This is a genomic window from Pseudomonas sp. 3MAES_34.3B (assembly GCF_058145875.1).
Window position 1 is genome coordinate 5010673 of record NZ_CM176960.1, and the last position, 16601, is coordinate 5027273.

General features: G+C 61.6%; 12 protein-coding genes, 2 tRNA genes and 1 pseudogene. 4 read left to right on the forward strand and 11 right to left on the reverse strand.

The annotated features are described in order from the left end of the window. Window positions 1-216: 216 nt before the first annotated feature. The 8 genes from AC3Z8Y_RS22515 to rnr form a co-directional block, all read right to left on the reverse strand. Entirely contained in the window at window positions 217-2517 is a 2301-nt protein-coding gene (locus AC3Z8Y_RS22515) for a YgiQ family radical SAM protein (RefSeq protein ID WP_490087635.1), read from the reverse strand. A gap of 241 nt (window positions 2518-2758) precedes the next feature. Next, window positions 2759-4153 (reverse strand): replicative DNA helicase, encoded by a 1395-nt coding sequence (gene dnaB / locus AC3Z8Y_RS22520; protein ID WP_181110830.1) that lies wholly within the window; start codon window positions 4151-4153, stop codon window positions 2759-2761. A gap of 108 nt (window positions 4154-4261) precedes the next feature. Continuing rightward, window positions 4262-4708 (reverse strand): 50S ribosomal protein L9, encoded by a 447-nt coding sequence (gene rplI / locus AC3Z8Y_RS22525; protein ID WP_181110831.1) that lies wholly within the window; start codon window positions 4706-4708, stop codon window positions 4262-4264. Between the two features lie 20 nt (window positions 4709-4728). After that, window positions 4729-5628 carry a YybS family protein gene (locus AC3Z8Y_RS22530; RefSeq protein ID WP_490087636.1) on the reverse strand — a complete coding sequence of 300 codons (900 nt, stop codon included), beginning with the start codon at window positions 5626-5628 and terminating at the stop codon, window positions 4729-4731. Window positions 5629-5665: 37 nt separating this feature from the next. Further along, the gene (gene rpsR, locus AC3Z8Y_RS22535) at window positions 5666-5896 is read right to left on the reverse strand and encodes a 30S ribosomal protein S18 (RefSeq protein WP_040260021.1); all 231 of its coding nucleotides are present in this window, start codon (window positions 5894-5896) and stop codon (window positions 5666-5668) included. Window positions 5897-5924: 28 nt separating this feature from the next. Then, window positions 5925-6359, reverse strand: coding sequence for a 30S ribosomal protein S6 (rpsF, locus tag AC3Z8Y_RS22540; protein WP_490087637.1), 435 nt, complete (start codon window positions 6357-6359; stop codon window positions 5925-5927). Window positions 6360-6565: 206 nt separating this feature from the next. Further along, the gene (rlmB, locus tag AC3Z8Y_RS22545) at window positions 6566-7309 is read right to left on the reverse strand and encodes a 23S rRNA (guanosine(2251)-2'-O)-methyltransferase RlmB (protein WP_181110834.1); all 744 of its coding nucleotides are present in this window, start codon (window positions 7307-7309) and stop codon (window positions 6566-6568) included. Then, a complete protein-coding gene (rnr, locus tag AC3Z8Y_RS22550; RefSeq protein ID WP_490087638.1) occupies window positions 7306-9927 on the reverse strand; it encodes a ribonuclease R in 2622 nt (873 codons plus the stop codon). Before rnr ends, rlmB begins: the two co-directional genes overlap by 4 nt. A 209-nt stretch (window positions 9928-10136) precedes the next feature. Here rnr and AC3Z8Y_RS22555 point away from each other — a divergent pair. From AC3Z8Y_RS22555 to AC3Z8Y_RS22570, 4 genes are all read left to right on the forward strand, one after another. Further along, window positions 10137-10223 (forward strand) — tRNA-Leu (locus AC3Z8Y_RS22555). A 183-nt stretch (window positions 10224-10406) separates the two neighbouring features. Continuing rightward, window positions 10407-10493, forward strand: a tRNA-Leu gene (locus tag AC3Z8Y_RS22560). 146 nt (window positions 10494-10639) lie between these two features. Further along, window positions 10640-11650, forward strand: coding sequence for an iron ABC transporter substrate-binding protein (locus tag AC3Z8Y_RS22565; protein ID WP_490087639.1), 1011 nt, complete (start codon window positions 10640-10642; stop codon window positions 11648-11650). After that, window positions 11650-13224: an ABC transporter permease gene (locus AC3Z8Y_RS22570; RefSeq protein WP_490087640.1), complete on the forward strand. Its 1575-nt coding sequence runs from the start codon at window positions 11650-11652 to the stop codon at window positions 13222-13224. Before AC3Z8Y_RS22565 ends, AC3Z8Y_RS22570 begins: the two co-directional genes overlap by 1 nt. A 9-nt stretch (window positions 13225-13233) precedes the next feature. On the opposite strand, the gene AC3Z8Y_RS22575 is transcribed toward AC3Z8Y_RS22570, so the two are convergent. The 3 genes and pseudogenes from AC3Z8Y_RS22575 to AC3Z8Y_RS22585 form a co-directional block, all read right to left on the reverse strand. Next, window positions 13234-14118, reverse strand: a complete 885-nt coding sequence (locus AC3Z8Y_RS22575; RefSeq protein WP_490090069.1) for a methyl-accepting chemotaxis protein — start codon at window positions 14116-14118, stop codon at window positions 13234-13236. A gap of 21 nt (window positions 14119-14139) precedes the next feature. Further along, window positions 14140-14832: pseudogene (locus tag AC3Z8Y_RS22580) on the reverse strand (methyl-accepting chemotaxis protein); the annotation flags it as partial. A gap of 473 nt (window positions 14833-15305) precedes the next feature. Further along, the gene (locus AC3Z8Y_RS22585) at window positions 15306-16598 is read right to left on the reverse strand and encodes an adenylosuccinate synthase (protein ID WP_181110839.1); all 1293 of its coding nucleotides are present in this window, start codon (window positions 16596-16598) and stop codon (window positions 15306-15308) included. Between the last annotated feature and the right edge of the window lie 3 nt (window positions 16599-16601).

Here is a 16601-nt window from a genome sequence, read left to right on the forward strand (position 1 = left end):
GCAGGCCAAACGGTCAGGGAAACAGCGCAAGAGTTGTGCCAGCACAACCCTTTTGTCGGTTATGCATAGCTGGCTCAGCCCGCGGTGCTCTGGTTGGACTCAACCAACCGCTGTTCTATCCACGGGGGCGACGTTAATAAACCAGGCGCTGTGCAGGCAGGCCTGAAGCCGTCGCTGATCGCTCAGGATCAGCGGAACGGCTTTCCCTCGTGTGGATCAGCGAGGAAGTACGGGCTGCCGGCTCGGCTTGCGCTTACCCTTTGCGTTGGCATTGCCCTTGTCAGCGCGAGCCGCCTGATCGCGGCGCGCCTGTGCGGCGGCCTTGGCCTCTTCACGCTTGTCCCAGGGCTTGCTGCCGTCACTGCCACGCGGCGGCAGGCCGGTGTGCTGCGTGAGAATACGCTGCTCGCGGGCAACCTTGTGGCTACCTGCGGGCGTCGAGTTCTTGCGCCGTGCGCTGGTGTAGGTATCTACGTCAGGCTGGTGCGCCGGGATCAGCTGATTTTTGCCCGAGCCGATCAGATCGGTACGGCCCATGCGCTCCAGCGCTTCACGCAGCATTGGCCAGCCCTTCGGGTCGTGGTAGCGCAGGAAGGCCTTGTGCAGCCGGCGCTGGGCCTCGCTTTTCACGATGCTCACACCCGGGCTCTTGTACGTAACCTTGCGCAGCGGGTTCTTGCCCGAGTGGTACATGGCGGTAGCGGATGCCATGGGTGACGGATAGAACGCCTGCACCTGGTCGGCGCGGAAACCGTTGCCCTTGAGCCAGAGCGCCAGGTTCATCATGTCTTCGTCGGTAGTACCGGGATGCGCCGCAATGAAGTACGGGATCAGGTACTGCTCTTTGCCGGCTTCTTTCGAGTACTTCTCGAACATGCGCTTGAAGCGGTCATAGCTACCGATGCCCGGCTTCATCATCTGGTTGAGCGGGCCTTCCTCGGTGTGCTCCGGGGCGATCTTCAGGTAGCCGCCCACATGGTGGGTGACCAGTTCCTTCACATACTCCGGCGATTCCACCGCCAGGTCATAGCGCAGGCCCGAGGCGATCAGGATCTTCTTCACACCGGGCAAGGCGCGGGCGCTGCGGTACAGCTGAATCAGCGACGAGTGATCGGTGTTCAGGTTGGGGCAGATGCCCGGGAACACGCACGAAGGCTTGCGGCACGCGGATTCGATCTCCGGGCTTTTGCAGGCGATGCGGTACATGTTCGCGGTGGGCCCGCCCAGGTCCGAGATAACGCCAGTGAAGCCGGGCACCTTGTCGCGGATTTCTTCGATCTCGCGGATGATCGACTCTTCGGAGCGGTTCTGGATGATCCGGCCTTCGTGTTCGGTGATGGAGCAGAATGTGCAGCCACCAAAGCAGCCGCGCATGATGTTCACCGAGAAGCGGATCATGTCGTAGGCCGGGATCTTTTCCTTGCCGTACGCCGGGTGCGGGACGCGCGCGTAGGGCATGCCGAACACGTAGTCCATTTCCTCGGTGGTCATCGGAATGGGCGGCGGGTTGAACCAAACGTCTACGTCGCCATGCTTCTGCACCAGCGCACGAGCGTTGCCCGGGTTGGTTTCCAGGTGCAATACGCGGTTGGCGTGGGCATAGAGCACGGCGTCGTTGCGTACTTTCTCGAAGGACGGCAAGCGGATGACCGTCTTGTCGCGGGTCATGCGCGGGCTTTCGAGGATCTGCACAACCTTGGCTTCGGTCGGGTCTTCAACCGGGCCTTTTTCCTGCTCGATGGCGCAGGCCTGGGTGTCCTGGGTGTTCACGTACGGGTTGATGATCTTGTCGACCTTGCCCGGGCGGTCGATACGCGTGGAGTCCACTTCGTACCAGCCTTGCGGCGTGTCCCGGCGCACGAACGCGGTGCCGCGGATATCCGTGATGCTTTCGATCGGCTGCCCGGCTGCCAGCCTTTGGGCCACTTCCACCACGGCGCGCTCGGCGTTGCCGTACAGAAGGATATCGGCACAGGCGTCGATCAAAATCGAATGGCGGACTTTGTCCTGCCAGTAGTCGTAATGCGCGATCCGGCGCAGCGACGCCTCGATGCCACCCAGCACGATCGGCACGTGCTTGTAGGCTTCCTTGCAGCGCTGGCTATACACCAGGCTGGCGCGGTCGGGCCGCTTGCCCGCAAGGCCGCCAGGGGTGTAGGCGTCGTCGGAGCGGATTTTCTTGTCTGCGGTGTAGCGGTTGATCATCGAGTCCATGTTGCCGGCCGCAACACCGAAGAACAGGTTCGGCTCGCCCAGCTTCATGAAGTCGGCCTTGGAGGTCCAATCCGGCTGGGCAATGATGCCCACTCGGAAACCCTGGGCTTCGAGCAGCCGGCCAATGATCGCCATGCCGAACGAGGGATGATCGACATAGGCATCACCGCTCACAATGATGATGTCGCAGGAATCCCATCCCAGCTGGTCCATTTCTTCCCGGCTCATGGGCAGGAAAGGCGCCGGCCCGAAACATTCGGCCCAGTATTTCGGATAGTCGAATAATGGCTTGGCTGCTTGCATGGTGATGACCGGTGTTATGGCAAATGGACCCGCGTGAATTCGCGGCCGCGGAGGATAGCACAAAAAATGACCAAATCCGACGACCTTTGTCGGATATAGGCTATTCGATGGCTCTGCAGGGAATATCCGAGCGAAGGTCAGGCAAGGCAAAAACAGGCGAGGAAGCGGAGTTTACTGGTTGTAAATGAGCATTCCGAGCCTGTTTTTAACGCAGCATCACCGAGCGCAGGATGTTCCCCGATTATTCGTCATCGAACTGATAGCTGCCCGGCGCCAGGTTCTCGAACCGAGTGTACTTCCCGATGAAGGCCAGGCGCACGGTACCGATCGGGCCGTTCCGCTGCTTGCCGATGATGATCTCGGCAATGCCCTTGTGCTCGGTTTCGGGGTGATACACCTCGTCCCGATAGACGAACATGATCACGTCCGCATCCTGCTCGATCGCTCCCGATTCCCGCAGGTCGGAGTTTACCGGGCGCTTGTTGGGGCGCTGTTCCAGCGAGCGGTTAAGCTGGGACAGTGCGATCACAGGGCAGTTGAATTCCTTGGCCAAGGCTTTGAGCGAGCGCGAAATCTCCGAGATTTCGTTAGTGCGGTTGTCGCCGCTCGAGCCGGGAATCTGCATCAGCTGCAGGTAGTCGATCATGATCATGGCGATCTCGCCATGCTCACGCACAATGCGCCGCGTACGGGCGCGCATTTCCGAAGGGCTGATGCCGGCGGTATCGTCAATGAACAGCTTGCGGTCGTTGAGCAGGTTGACCGCCGAGGTCAGCCGTGGCCAATCGTCGTCGTCCAGTCGGCCGGTTCGAACCTTGGTCTGGTCGATACGGCCCAGCGACGACAGCATACGCATGATCAGCGAGTCGCCTGGCATTTCAAGGGAGTACACCAGCACTACCTTGTCGCTGCGCAGTACCGCGTTTTCCACAAGGTTCATGGCAAAGGTGGTTTTACCCATGGACGGGCGCCCCGCCACGATCACCAGGTCGGACGGCTGCAGGCCGCTGGTTTTTTCGTCCAGGTCGGCATAGCCAGTGGACAGGCCGGTAATCGCCTGATCGGTATTGAATAGCGTGTCGATCCGGTCGATGGCTTTGGTCAACAGGTCATTCACGCCTACCGGACCGCCGGTCTTGGGGCGCGCCTCGGCAATCTGGAAGATCTGCCGCTCGGCCTCGTCGAGGATTTCGGACGCGTTCCGGCCTTGCGGATTGAAGGCACTGTCGGCGATATCGCTGCTGATGCTGATCAACTGGCGCAGGGTGGCGCGTTCGCGAACGATCTGCGCGTACGCCTTGATGTTGGCGACCGACGGCGTGTTCTTGGCCAGTTCGCCCAGATAGGCAAGGCCGCCGACCTGGCTACTCTGCCCTTCCTTGTCCAATTGCTCGTGCAGCGTGACCACGTCGAACGGAAGGTTCTGGTCGGCCAGGCGAGCCACCGCGCGGAAAATCAGGCGGTGGTCATGCCGGTAGAAGTCACCATCCGACACCTGGTCCAGTACCCGCTCCCAGGCATTGTTGTCCAGCATCAAGCCACCGAGCACAGCCTGTTCGGCCTCGATGGAGTGAGGTGGAACCTTGAGCGCGGCGGTTTGCAGGTCGTACTGTTCGGGCGTCGAGATTTCGTTCATAACCGGCGGAATCTGAGGGGTACATAAAAAAACAAAGGGCACGACCTGTCGAAGACAGGGCCGTGCCCCATGTTAAACCGCTGGCTGGCCGAGCGGCCAGCCAATGGCTCAGGCGGCTACAACCACAACGCGAACGGTAGCTTCAACGTCGCTGTGCAGGTGCACGGCTACGTCGTATTCACCGACGTTACGGATGGTGCCGTTCGGCAGACGAACTTCAGCCTTGGCAACTTCAACGCCGGAGGCGGTCAGTGCGTCAGCGATGTCGTGAGTACCGATCGAACCGAACAGCTTGCCTTCATCGCCCGCGGTAGCGGTGATGGTGACTTCCAGCTCGGCCAGTTGAGCGGCGCGGCTTTCAGCGGAAGCTTTCTTGTCGGCAGCTGCTTTTTCCAGGTCAGCACGGCGAGCTTCGAACGCAGCCAGGTTGGCGGCGGTCGCGGCAGTAGCCTTGCCTTGTGGCAGCAGGTAGTTACGACCGTAACCAGCCTTTACGTTTACCTTGTCGCCCAGGTTGCCCAGGTTGGCGATTTTTTCCAGCAGGATCAGTTCCATTTGGTATTAACCTCTTAACTTTAACCTTCACCGTTCGCGGAGCCCTGGTCGTTGCCTTTTTCAGGCGCCAGGCGGCCGCGAAAATCAATCAGGCTGTCGACAATGGCCACAGCCACCAGTAACGGATAGGCCAGCTGTATGAACAGCAGGAACGTGACGTACAACCCTACCAGCCAGAAGCGCCCGAGCTTGCCGCGAACGACCAGCCCATGCACCAGGGCGAAGCCCGCGAACATCAGCGGCACGCTGCACAGGGGGGTCAACATCGCCACCCTGGGACCGAACTGCGGCCCCACCAGCATGCACGCCAATAGCCCGAGGGCTACGGCACCGGGGATTCTCGTGGTGCGAAACTCGCGCCCGAAACCGCCGGGGTTATACAACACGGCCTGCCAGTAGCGCCCCAGTATCAGGGCCAACAGGCTGATGGCCTGCAACAAAGCTGCTATCAATCCGATCAGTACCGGAGCGATCAACGCCTCCAGGTGGGCCTGCTCTGCCAGCGACAAGCGCTGGTAGATGTCGCCGAGCAGGTCGGGCAAGTGGCTGTTCATGGCCACTGCCAGCTGGTTCAGGGCTTCGCCGAAGGCGGCTCCCAGTACCACGCCATACACCACACCCAGGCCGACACTTGCCAGCAACACCTTGCTCCAGGGCCATCCCGCACGCAGCAGCGCCGCGAGACCCAGCGAACCCAGCAACACCATGAGGGTGCGAGGTTCACCGAAATACCACCAGACAAACGCCGGCAGTATTCCCCAGGCAAGGACGCCAATGGCGTCGCTTCGCCCCCGCCGCAGAAGCACAAGGCAACCCGCAGCGGCACTCAACCAGAACAACAGCGGCAATGCCGCACATCCAGCCACCACCAGGGTGGCTTGCATACGACCCCGCATGATGAAATCAGCCAAGGCACGCATGCGCTCTATCCTTTACGGCTTGTCGACAAAGCCCGTATCAGCGGCCGTGGCTGTCGGTGTAAGGCAGCAGGGCCAGGAAGCGGGCGCGCTTGATAGCGGTAGCCAGCTGACGCTGATAACGAGCCTTGGTACCCGTGATACGGCTTGGAACGATCTTGCCGGTTTCAGATACGTAAGCTTTCAGGGTGTTGAGATCCTTGTAATCGATCTCTTTAACGTTTTCTGCGGTGAAGCGGCAGAATTTACGACGACGGAAGAAACGTGCCATTTAACAGGCTCCTCTAAAGATCCGTGGATTACTCGTCAGCGTTGTCGCTGTTGTCGCTGTTGTCGCTGTTGTCGCTGTCGTCGCCGTCGGCGCTTTCAGCTTGCTCAGGACGGTCACGACGCTCACGGCGCTCGCTGCGGTTTTCTTCAGCCTTGAGCATTTCGGACGGGCCGGTAACGGCTTCGTCGCGACGGATCACAAGGTTACGGAGAACGGCATCGTTGTAGCGGAAGCTGTCTTCCAGCTCGGCCAGGGCCTTGCCGGTGCATTCAACGTTCAGCATCACGTAGTGAGCCTTGTGAACATTGTTGATTGCGTAGGCCAGTTGACGACGGCCCCAGTCTTCCAGGCGGTGAATCTTGCCACCGTCTTCTTCGATCAGCTTGGTGTAACGCTCGACCATGCCGCCGACTTGCTCGCTCTGATCCGGGTGGACCAGGAAGATGATTTCGTAATGACGCATGAATGCTCCTTACGGGTTGTAGCCTGCCGAGGTACCGGTCAGACAAGGAGTGAATAGTGCTTGGTACATGCCTAGGCGGGCGCTGGTAAGCCTGCCGCCAGGGCAAGGGGCGCAATTGTAGAGAAGGGCCTTGGGCAACGCAAGGTGATTGGCGAATATTTGACCAGCCGCCTATACCCGGGCACAGCGCCCGGGCAGACGGCCCGTTAACGGCCCTGGCGCTGGCGCACCGCTTCGAACAGGCATACACCGGTGGCAACCGAAACGTTGAGGCTGCTCACGCTTCCCGACATCGGCAGCTTGACCAGATGATCACAGTGCTCGCGAGTAAGCCGGCGCATGCCCTTGCCTTCGGCCCCCATCACCAATACCAGTGGGCCAGTGAGGTCTTGCTGGTAGATCTCTTTCTCGGCCTCGCCGGCCGTGCCGACAACCCACAACCCGCGCTGCTGGAGCTTTTCCAGGCTGCGCGCCAGGTTGGTCACGGCAACCAGCGGGATCACTTCCGCCGCGCCGCAGGCCACTTTGCGTACCACGGGGGTAAGGGTGGCGGACTTGTCCTTGGGAATGATCACGGCAAGGGCGCCGGCGGCATCTGCGGTCCGCAGGCAGGCCCCGAGGTTATGTGGGTCGGTCACGCCGTCGAGCACCAGCAGCAAGGGTGGCCCCTCATGGCGGTCGAGCAGCTCGTCGAGCATTGCCTCGCCCCATACCTGACTTGGGCTTACGTCAGCGACCACGCCCTGGTGAACGCCTTCGACCCAGGCGTCCAGCTCCCTGCGCTCAGCGGAGCCGACCGTAACGCGGTGTTCGCTTGCCAGCTGCAGCAAAGCTTGCAGCCGAGGCTCACTGCGGCCTTCGGAAAGCCAGATGTGCTTGACCCGACGCGGGTGGTGGCGCAACAGCGCTTCCACGGCATGTACGCCGTAGATTTTTTCCAACTGACTCATGATTTTGCCTTGGCCTTGCGCGAGCCAGCCTTGGACGGCCCCTTGCGGTGTTTGGTGGGCTTGCTGCTATCAGCCTTGGCGGGCGCGCTCCGGGCGTCGCTCATCAGGGCTTTCTTCATTTCACGGCTTTTGCGTACTTCAGCGTTGTTGGCCGTGGCATGGGAGGCCCGATAGGCTTCGTCCACGGCCGGGTCTTTCCCCGCCTTGCGCTTGCGCGGGCGAGCCGGCTCGGGTGCAGGCTCTGCAGCCGGTGCGGCGACCGCCTCGGGCTTGCTGCGCGAGCGGCCGGCGGGCGCGGTGTCGGTTGCTTTGCGCGATTTACGCGCGCTGGCGCCGGTGTCGCGTGCTCTACCTGTACTCTTCTCAGGGGCTTTGTCAGCCAGCTCGAAGTCGATCTTGCGCTCGTCCAGGTCTACGCGCATCACGCGCACTTGAACGGTATCGCCGAGGCGGAAGCTGCGCCCGGTTCGCTCGCCAGTGAGGCGATGGTGAACCTGGTCGTAGTGGTAGTAGTCCCCCGGCAAGGCGGAGACGTGGACCAACCCTTCCACATAAATGTCGGTAAGCGCCACGAACAGGCCGAAACCGGTAGTCGCGGTGATGATGCCGGGGAATACTTCGCCAACGCGGTCCTTCATGAACTCGCACTTGAGCCAGTTCACCACGTCACGGGTGGCTTCGTCGGCACGGCGCTCGGTCATCGAGCACTGTTCGCCCAGCTGTTCCAGCGCCGCCTCGTCGTACGGGTATATCCGCGCCTTGGGCATGGCCGCGGCTCCGGCGCGCACCACGTGCGGGGTTTCGCGCTTGGAGCGGATCACGCTACGGATGGCGCGGTGAACCAGCAGGTCGGGGTAGCGGCGAATAGGCGAAGTAAAGTGGGTATAGGCCGGGTAATTCAGGCCGAAGTGGCCGTGGTTGTCCGAGGTATAGACTGCCTGGCTCAGCGAGCGGAGCATCACGGTCTGGATCAGCTGGAAGTCCGGGCGATCCTTGATACGCTCAAGCAGCGCCTGGTAATCCTTGGGCGTGGGCCCCTCTTTCCCTTTATGCAAGGCAAGGCCCAGCTCACCCAGGAAGGCCTGCAGCTTCTCGAGGCGCTCCGGCGGCGGGCCGTCGTGAACGCGGAACAGCGCTGGCACTTCATGCTTCTTGAGGAATTCGGCGGTAGCCACGTTAGCGGCCAGCATGCATTCCTCGATCAGCTTATGCGCGTCGTTACGAGTGGTCGGGCGGATTTCCGCGATCTTGCGATCCTCGCCAAAGACGATGCGGGTTTCCTGGGTTTCGAAATCGATCGCGCCCCGGGTATGGCGGCCCGCCAGCAGCACCTGGTAGAGCGCGTACAGCTGCTTGAGGTGAGGCAACACCGGGCCGTATTCGCCACGCAGCGCCTTGGCTTCCGCGGTACGGCTATGCTCGAGCATCGTGCTGACCTTGTTGTAAGTCAGGCGCGCGTGGGAGTGGATAACCGCTTCGTAGAACTTGTAGTCGACCATTTGCCCGCTTTTGGAAATGGTCATCTCGCAGACCATCGCCAAGCGATCCACATGCGGGTTGAGCGAGCAGAGGCCGTTGGACAGCTCCTCGGGCAACATCGGAATCACCCGCTCCGGGAAGTACACCGAGTTGCCGCGCACCTGTGCCTCGGCGTCCAGCGCCGAGTCGATCTTCACATAGCTCGATACGTCGGCAATGGCCACGTAAAGCCGCCAGCCGCCGGAAAACATCTTGATACGACCCGTGGGTTCGCAATAGACAGCATCGTCGAAGTCCCGCGCATCCTCGCCGTCGATGGTCACGAACGGCAGGTGACGCAGGTCGACGCGGTTCGCCTTGTGCTTGTCTTCGACTTCCGGCTTGAGCCGCGCCGCTTCTTTCTCCACGGCCTCGGGCCATACATGGGGGATGTCGTAGCTGCGCAGCGCCACGTCGATTTCCATCCCGGGCGCCATATAGTTGCCCAGCACTTCAACCACGTCGCCCTGCGGCTGGAAGCGAGCTGTCGGCCAGTGGGTGATCTTGATCTCGACGAACTGGCCCACGCGCGCCCCGCCATTACGACCGGGGGTTACCAGCACTTCCTGCTGTACCTTGGGGTTGTCCGCCTGAACGAAGCCGATGCCGCCTTCTTCGAAGTACCGCCCCACGATGGTTTCATGAGCACGGCTCACCACTTCCACCAGCGCGCCTTCACGGCGGCCGCGGCGGTCGAGCCCGGAAACCCGCGCCAGGGCACGGTCGCCATCGAACACCAGGCGCATCTGAGCCGGGCTGAGGAAGAGGTCGTCACTGCCATCGTCGGGGATCAGGAAGCCGAAACCATCACGGTGGCCACTGACGCGCCCGGCGATCAGGTCGAGTTTGTCGACCGGCGCGTAGGTGCCGCGCCGGGTATAAATAAGCTGAGCATCGCGCTCCATCGCTCGCAGTCGGCGGCGCAGGGCTTCGATCTGGTCTTCGGTCCCCAGGCCGAACTCCTCGACCAGCTGCTCGCGGCTCGCAGGAGAACCACGCTCGGCGAGGTGGTGCAGGATCAATTCACGGCTGGGGATAGGATTTTCGTATTTTTCCGCTTCACGAGCGGCCTCGGGATCGAGGGACTGCCAATCGGCCATTAGAGAGTGTTCACCTTGTGTGATATGCAAGTTAGTTTGGCATACCCCTGTGGAAACGGGAAATTCCAGCAGCTTATGGAGCCGTACAGCCTTTGCGGCGCCCCTTTGAGGCCCTACCGCGTGGCCTGGAATATTTTTGCAGCCAGGGGTTTACACTGCAATACAGCGACCGTATAGTGCGCGCCATCGACGACGCAAGTGGTCGATTTGCCCAGATGGTGAAATTGGTAGACACGCCAGCTTCAGGTGTTGGTGGCCTTACGGCCGTGGAAGTTCGAGTCTTCTTCTGGGCACCATCTTCAAACGCGAGACTACCTGAGTCCATCGCGTTCCAAAAGCCCGCGAAAGCGGGCTTTTGCATTTCCGTTCCCCGCTGCGCCCAACCCGATTCCGCAGGCCTCATTTTTTCCAAAAAGGGGTTTACAGCCTCATTCGGCAGCCGTATAGTGCGCGCCATCGACGACGCCAGTCTTCGATATGCCCAGGTGGTGAAATTGGTAGACACGCCAGCTTCAGGTGTTGGTGGCTTTACGGCCGTGGAAGTTCGAGTCTTCTCCTGGGCACCAAATTCAAGCGTTAACGCTTCAAAAAACCCGCTCACGAGCGGGTTTTTTTGTGCCCATCGGAAATGTTTGCCAATCAAATACGCCCGCATTCGAGAAGCGATCTCCTTTATACTTGCGCCCTTTTGTACCCATGGAGATACGCTCGGATGTCAATGCGAATTGCCCTCCTGCGCCTGTGCACCGTGCCAGCCCTGGCACTTGCCTTGTTCACTGGTGCCGCCCAGGCCGCCGACGCCCCTGCCCTTACGCTTTACAACGGCCAGCACAAGGAATTGGGCGAGGCGATTGCCAAGGCGTTCGAAGCCAGTACCGGCATTCATGTAAACGTGCGAAAGGGCAGCAGCAACCAGCTGGCAAGCCAGATCATGGAAGAAGGCGCCCGCTCCCCCGCCGACGTTATCTATAGCGAGGAATCTCCCCCGCTCAATGCCCTCGGCGAAAAAGGCTTCCTGGCGGTCACCGACAAAAGCACACTGGATGCATTGCCGCCCAACTATGTCGCGAAGGACGGTACCTGGATCGGTATCACGGCCCGTGTTCGTGTAGTGGCGTACAACCCGAGCCTGGTCACCGAGAAAGACATGCCCGCCTCGGTGATGGATTTTGCCCGCCCGGAGTGGAACGGCAAGATCGGCTTCGTTCCCACCAGCGGAGCGTTCCAGGAGCAGGCCGTGGCTGTGCTTCGGCTCAAGGGTGAAGAAGCTGCCGAAGAATGGCTTACGGGCCTCAAGGCCTACGGCAAGACCTACGCAAACAATATGGTGGCGATCAAGGCGGTCGAGAACGGCGAAATTGCGGCGGTATTGGTGAACAACTACTACTGGTATGCACTCAAGCGCGAAAAGGGTGAGCTCAAGTCGCAGCTGTACTATTTCAAGAACAAGGACCCGGGCGCCCTGGTGAGCATCTCCAGCGCAGCCGTGGTGAAGGCCAGCAAGCACCCGAAGGAAGCCCAGCAACTGCTGGCGTGGATGACCAGCGAGGAAGGCCAGCGGGTCATCACCCGTGCGCAGGCTGAATACCCGCTACGCAAGGGCATGGTGTCCGATCAGGGGCTCAAGCCTTTCGAAAAACTCGAAGCGCCGGACATCACCCCTGCTGACATCGGCAATGCCGAAGAAGCGCTGGACCTCCAACGTGACGTCGGCTTGAACTGATGACCGCCCAGGCTCAGCTTCCGTCGGCCGCTACGCTGCCCCGGGAGGTCAAGGGCAAGCGACCGTCCGCCTGGCTGGTCGCCCCCGTATTGCTGCTCGTCGGCCTGAGCCTTCTGCCGCTGGCGTATGTCACCATCCGTACCGCCGAAGCCGGCTGGCACGACATTGCCCGCCTGCTGCTCCGCCCTTATGTCTACGGCCTGCTGGTCAACACCCTTACGTTACTGGCCGGGGTTACCGTGGCGTGCGCGATTGCCGGCACCCTGCTCGCATGGCTGCTGGAACGCACCAACCTGTGGGGGCGGCGTGCGTGGGGCGTGGTCCTGTGCCTGCCGTTCGCGGTGCCTTCGTTCGTGTCGAGCTTTACCTGGGTGTCCCTCAGCTCCGGCTTCGAAGGCCTGGGGGGTGCCATTCTCATCATGAGCCTGTCCAAATACCCCCTGGTATTTCTGCCCGTTGCGGCCACGTTACGCAATCTGGACCATTCGCTGGAAGAATCCGCCCGGCTGCTGGGGGCGAACCGGAGCAGGCTGTTCTTCAGCATCACCCTGCCGCTGCTCTGGCCTTCCATCCTTGCCGGCAGCCTTCTGATCGCGCTGCACATGCTGGTCGAGTTCGGCGCCCTGTCGATTCTGAACGTTCGCACCTTTACCACCGCCATCTACCAGCAGTTCGAACTGGAATTCAGCAACGCCAACGCCGCCATGCTTTCAGCCGTACTGCTGGTGCTGTGCCTGGGCTTCCTGTGGCTGGAGTTGAAGGCGCGTGGGCGAGCACGGCATGTACGCACAGGCCAGGGCGTGGCTCGTCATGCGGCACCGGTGCGGCTGCCGGTGTGGGCCGGGCTTTTCGGCCAAGGCTTCTGCGCCGCGCTCGGCATCCTGGGCAGTGGGGTGCCGCTGGTGATGCTGGGCTACTGGCTGGCCCAGGGAAGCTCAGCGGCCTTTCCGGTTGTTGCCATAGGCCAGGCGCTGTTGTCGTCGCTGGGCCTGTCGCTCGCGGGCGCGGCGGTATCCCTGTTACTGGCGCTGCCGGTGGGCCTGCTGGTGGTGCGGTACCGCGGCAGCCTGGCCATCTGGGCGGAGAGGCTTCCGTACCTGCTGCATGCCTTGCCCGGGCTGGTAATCGCGCTAACGCTGGTGTATTTCTCTCTCCACTACATACCGGCGCTGTACCAGACCACGGCCTTGCTGGTGATTGCCTACGCCCTGCTGTTCCTGCCCTTGGCGCAAGGGCCAGTGCGTACCGCCCTGACCAAGGCCGCCCCGCAGCTTGAAGAGGCGGCGCGTACCTTGGGTGCAGGGGCGTTCAAGGCGTTTTGCAAGGTTACCCTGCCTATCATCTTCCCGGCGCTGGCGGCTGCCTTCGCGCTGGTGTTCCTCGACGCAATGAAAGAGCTCACCGCAACGCTGTTGCTCAGCCCCACGGGCACCACCACCCTGGCTACCGAGGTGTGGGCGCACACGTCGAACATGGAGTTCGCCGCCGCCGCGCCCTTTGCTGCCTTGCTGATCCTCGTGTCCGGGCTACCGGTGTACCTTCTCACCACCCGCATGTACCTCAGCCGCCGCTAGCGGCGTGGATCACGCGCGGAACTGACCAAGGCTTGCCCGCAGCTGGTGGGCAAGGCGGTCGAGCACCTTGCTGCTGGCAGTCGTCTGCAACACTACCTGCGCCGATTGTTCGGCCTGGGCGTGAATCACTTCTACCCTGCCTTTTACGGCCTGCGCGCCCTGCGCCTGATGCTGCGCGGCACGGGTGGCCAGGTCGATAGCGGCATGCACTTGCTCTACTGATGTCTGGACGGTTTGCTGCAGCCTCGACGCATCCCGCAGTACGCGCAAACCTTCGCTGGCTTGGCGGCCCGCCTGGCCAATGGCGGTGACCGCTTCGCGGGCACCGGCCTGAAGCGCGCCAATATGCGCCTGGATATCGCCCGTGGAGCTCTGGGTTTTACTGGCCAGTGCCCGAACCTCATCAGCGACCACGGCAAAGCCTCGGCCAGTCTCTCCTGCCCTCGCCGCTTCGATCGCGGCATTGAGAGCAAGCAAGTTGGTTTGCTCGGCAATGCCATGGATCACAGTCAGCACCACTTCGATCTGCTGGCTTTGCGTCGCCAGCCGCTCGATCACCTGCGAGCCTGTTTCCACCTGCCCCGCCAACGCCTCGATCAAGCTTCCGACCTGCGTGGACGCTTTGGTGTTTGCATCCGTGGCCTGGCGGATCTCAGCCACCTGCTTCAAGGCCGCCTGCATCGCAATGCTTTCCGCCTGGGCCTCGTCCGCCATCTGGGCCAACGCTTGCAAACTGGCAGCCACTTCGTCGCGCTGACGTTCGGCGGCGGCATCGGCTCCGGCATTGCGCTGCGTCATGGCACCGATTTCCTGGCCGGTGCGTTGCGCTACGTCTCCGGCCTCGCGCACGATGGGCTGCAACTTGGCCACAAAGCGGTTCACCGCGCCGGCCATGTCTCCGATCTCGTCGTTGCTGTTCAGCGCTACCCGCTTGGTCAGGTCGCCTTCACCGGCGGCCAGATCGTCCAGCGCGCTGATCAGTAAGCGCAATTTGTTCACGACCCGGTGCCCAAGCACCACAGCCAGCGCCAGCAATACACCCAGCGCGACCACGGCCAGGCCTGCACCGATTCTCCAGCGGAGCATCTCGGCGGCCTCGCTCACAGCATGATGAGTATTGGCCTGCATTTCCTTGGCTGCGCCCTGGGCGCTTTCAAGACGATCGCGCAACACCCGCGAGCTTTCTGCGGCAGCACCGGAAACGCTATCGGCAACCAGTTCATCACCACTGGCGATAAGATCATTGAAGCGCTTGTCCAGGGCTGCCAGCTCGGCATCCACCCCAGCGGTGGACACACCCATGCGCACCTTGCCAATCTCTGTACCGTTAGGGCTGATGGGCGCCTCAACGTAATAAACCGAAGGGTCGTTTCGAGCAGCATCGAGTACCTTCTCCAGCGGCCGCTCACCCTGCCCCTTTTCAATCAGGGCCTGGTTGATGGGGTTGTCCCGGTTCAGGTAACGCGTCAGGTGTTGCCCGGTCGCGTCGTCGTAGATGACGAATAACACATTGGGATTACGCTGCGCTCGGCGGGCAAATTCCGACAAGGTTGGAATGTCGTTATCCCACATGGCTCGGGGAGCGACAGAGGCAAGCAGCTCGGCCATATCATTGGCCGACTCCTTGATGCTGTGTTCAAGAGTGGCGCGCACCTGCTTCTGCTCATCGGTAAGCCGGCTGGATAGCCCCGCAGCCAGGCGCTGCCGAGTGCTGGCAGAGAGTTTGTCCAGGCTGCTGGTCAGGTCTTGCCCTGCCTGGTTGAGCTCATTTCCAAGGCGCTCGCTATCTGCTCCCAGTCGAACGCCCAGGTCGGTCTCAAGCGCGGCGACTGTGCTCCGAGTAAGTGCTACCGCCACCAGAACCTGCACCAAAAGGGCAATTCCCAAGGCAAGGAACACGGGGCGCAGCAAGCGGCTGCGAAAGAGCGAAAGAATGGCCGACACGGGTAAGTCCTCTGATCCAGTGCCATTAAAACAATGGCGCACACGCTGATGGATCTTCCCAGCAATCCCCGTGCCGATCAGGCGGCAAAAACGACAAAGGGCCCCATGAGGGACCCTTTGCCTTTAACACCAACGGCTTACGCGAACGGGTGGCGCAGCACGATGGTTTCGTTGCGGTCCGGGCCCGTCGAAATAATGTCGATCGGCGCACCTACCAGCTCTTCCACACGCTTGATGTAAGCACGGGCATTGGCCGGCAATTCTTCCAGGCTTTTTGCACCCAGCGTGGACTCGCTCCAGCCCGGCACGTCTTCGTACACTGGCTGCAAGCCAATGTAGCTGTCTGCATCGGTCGGCGCATCGATCACGGCACCGGCTTCGTTCTTGTAGCCAACGCAGATGCGGATGGTTTCAAGGCCGTCGAGCACGTCCAGCTTGGTCAGGCACAGGCCCGAGATGCTGTTGATTTCGATAGCGCGGCGCAGAATGACGGCGTCGAACCAGCCGCAGCGACGGGCACGGCCGGTGGTTGCGCCGAATTCATGCCCACGCTTGGCCAGGAAGGCGCCAACGTCGTCGAACAGTTCGGTCGGGAACGGGCCCGAGCCTACACGGGTGGTGTAGGCCTTGGTGATGCCCAGGATGTAATCCAGGTACATCGGGCCAAAGCCGGAGCCGGTAGCGATGCCGCCCGCCGTGGTGTTGGAGCTGGTGACGAAGGGGTAGGTGCCGTGGTCGATGTCCAGCAGCGAGCCTTGAGCGCCTTCGAACATGATGTCCTTGTCGGCCTTGCGCAGCGCGTGCAGCTCGGCGGTGACATCCTGCATCATCGGTTGCAGCAGCTCGGCGTAGCCCATGCATTCATCCAGCGTTTGCTGGAAATCGATTGCAGGCTCCTTGTAGTAATTCACCAGTACGAAGTTGTGGTAGTCCAGCAGCTCGCCCAGCTTGGCGGCAAAACGCTCGCGATGGAACAGGTCGCCCACGCGCAGCCCGCGACGCGCGACCTTGTCTTCGTAAGCAGGGCCGATACCACGGCCAGTAGTACCGATCTTGTGCTCGCCGCGCGCTTTTTCGCGCGCCTGGTCCAGAGCAACGTGGTACGACAGGATCAGCGGGCAGGCTGGGCTGATGCGCAGGCGCTCGCGCACCGGCACGCCTTTCTCTTCCAGCTTGATGATTTCGCGCATCAGCGCATCGGGGGCAACGACCACGCCGTTGCCGATCAGGCACTGTACGCCGTCACGCAGGATGCCGGACGGGATCAGGTGCAGCACGGTCTTCTCACCGTCGATTACCAGCGTATGGCCGGCATTGTGGCCACCCTGATAACGCACGACCGCGGCAGCATGTTCGGTGAGCAGATCGACGATCTTGCCTTTGCCCTCATCACCCCATTGGGTGCCCAGGACGACGACATTCTTACCCATAAC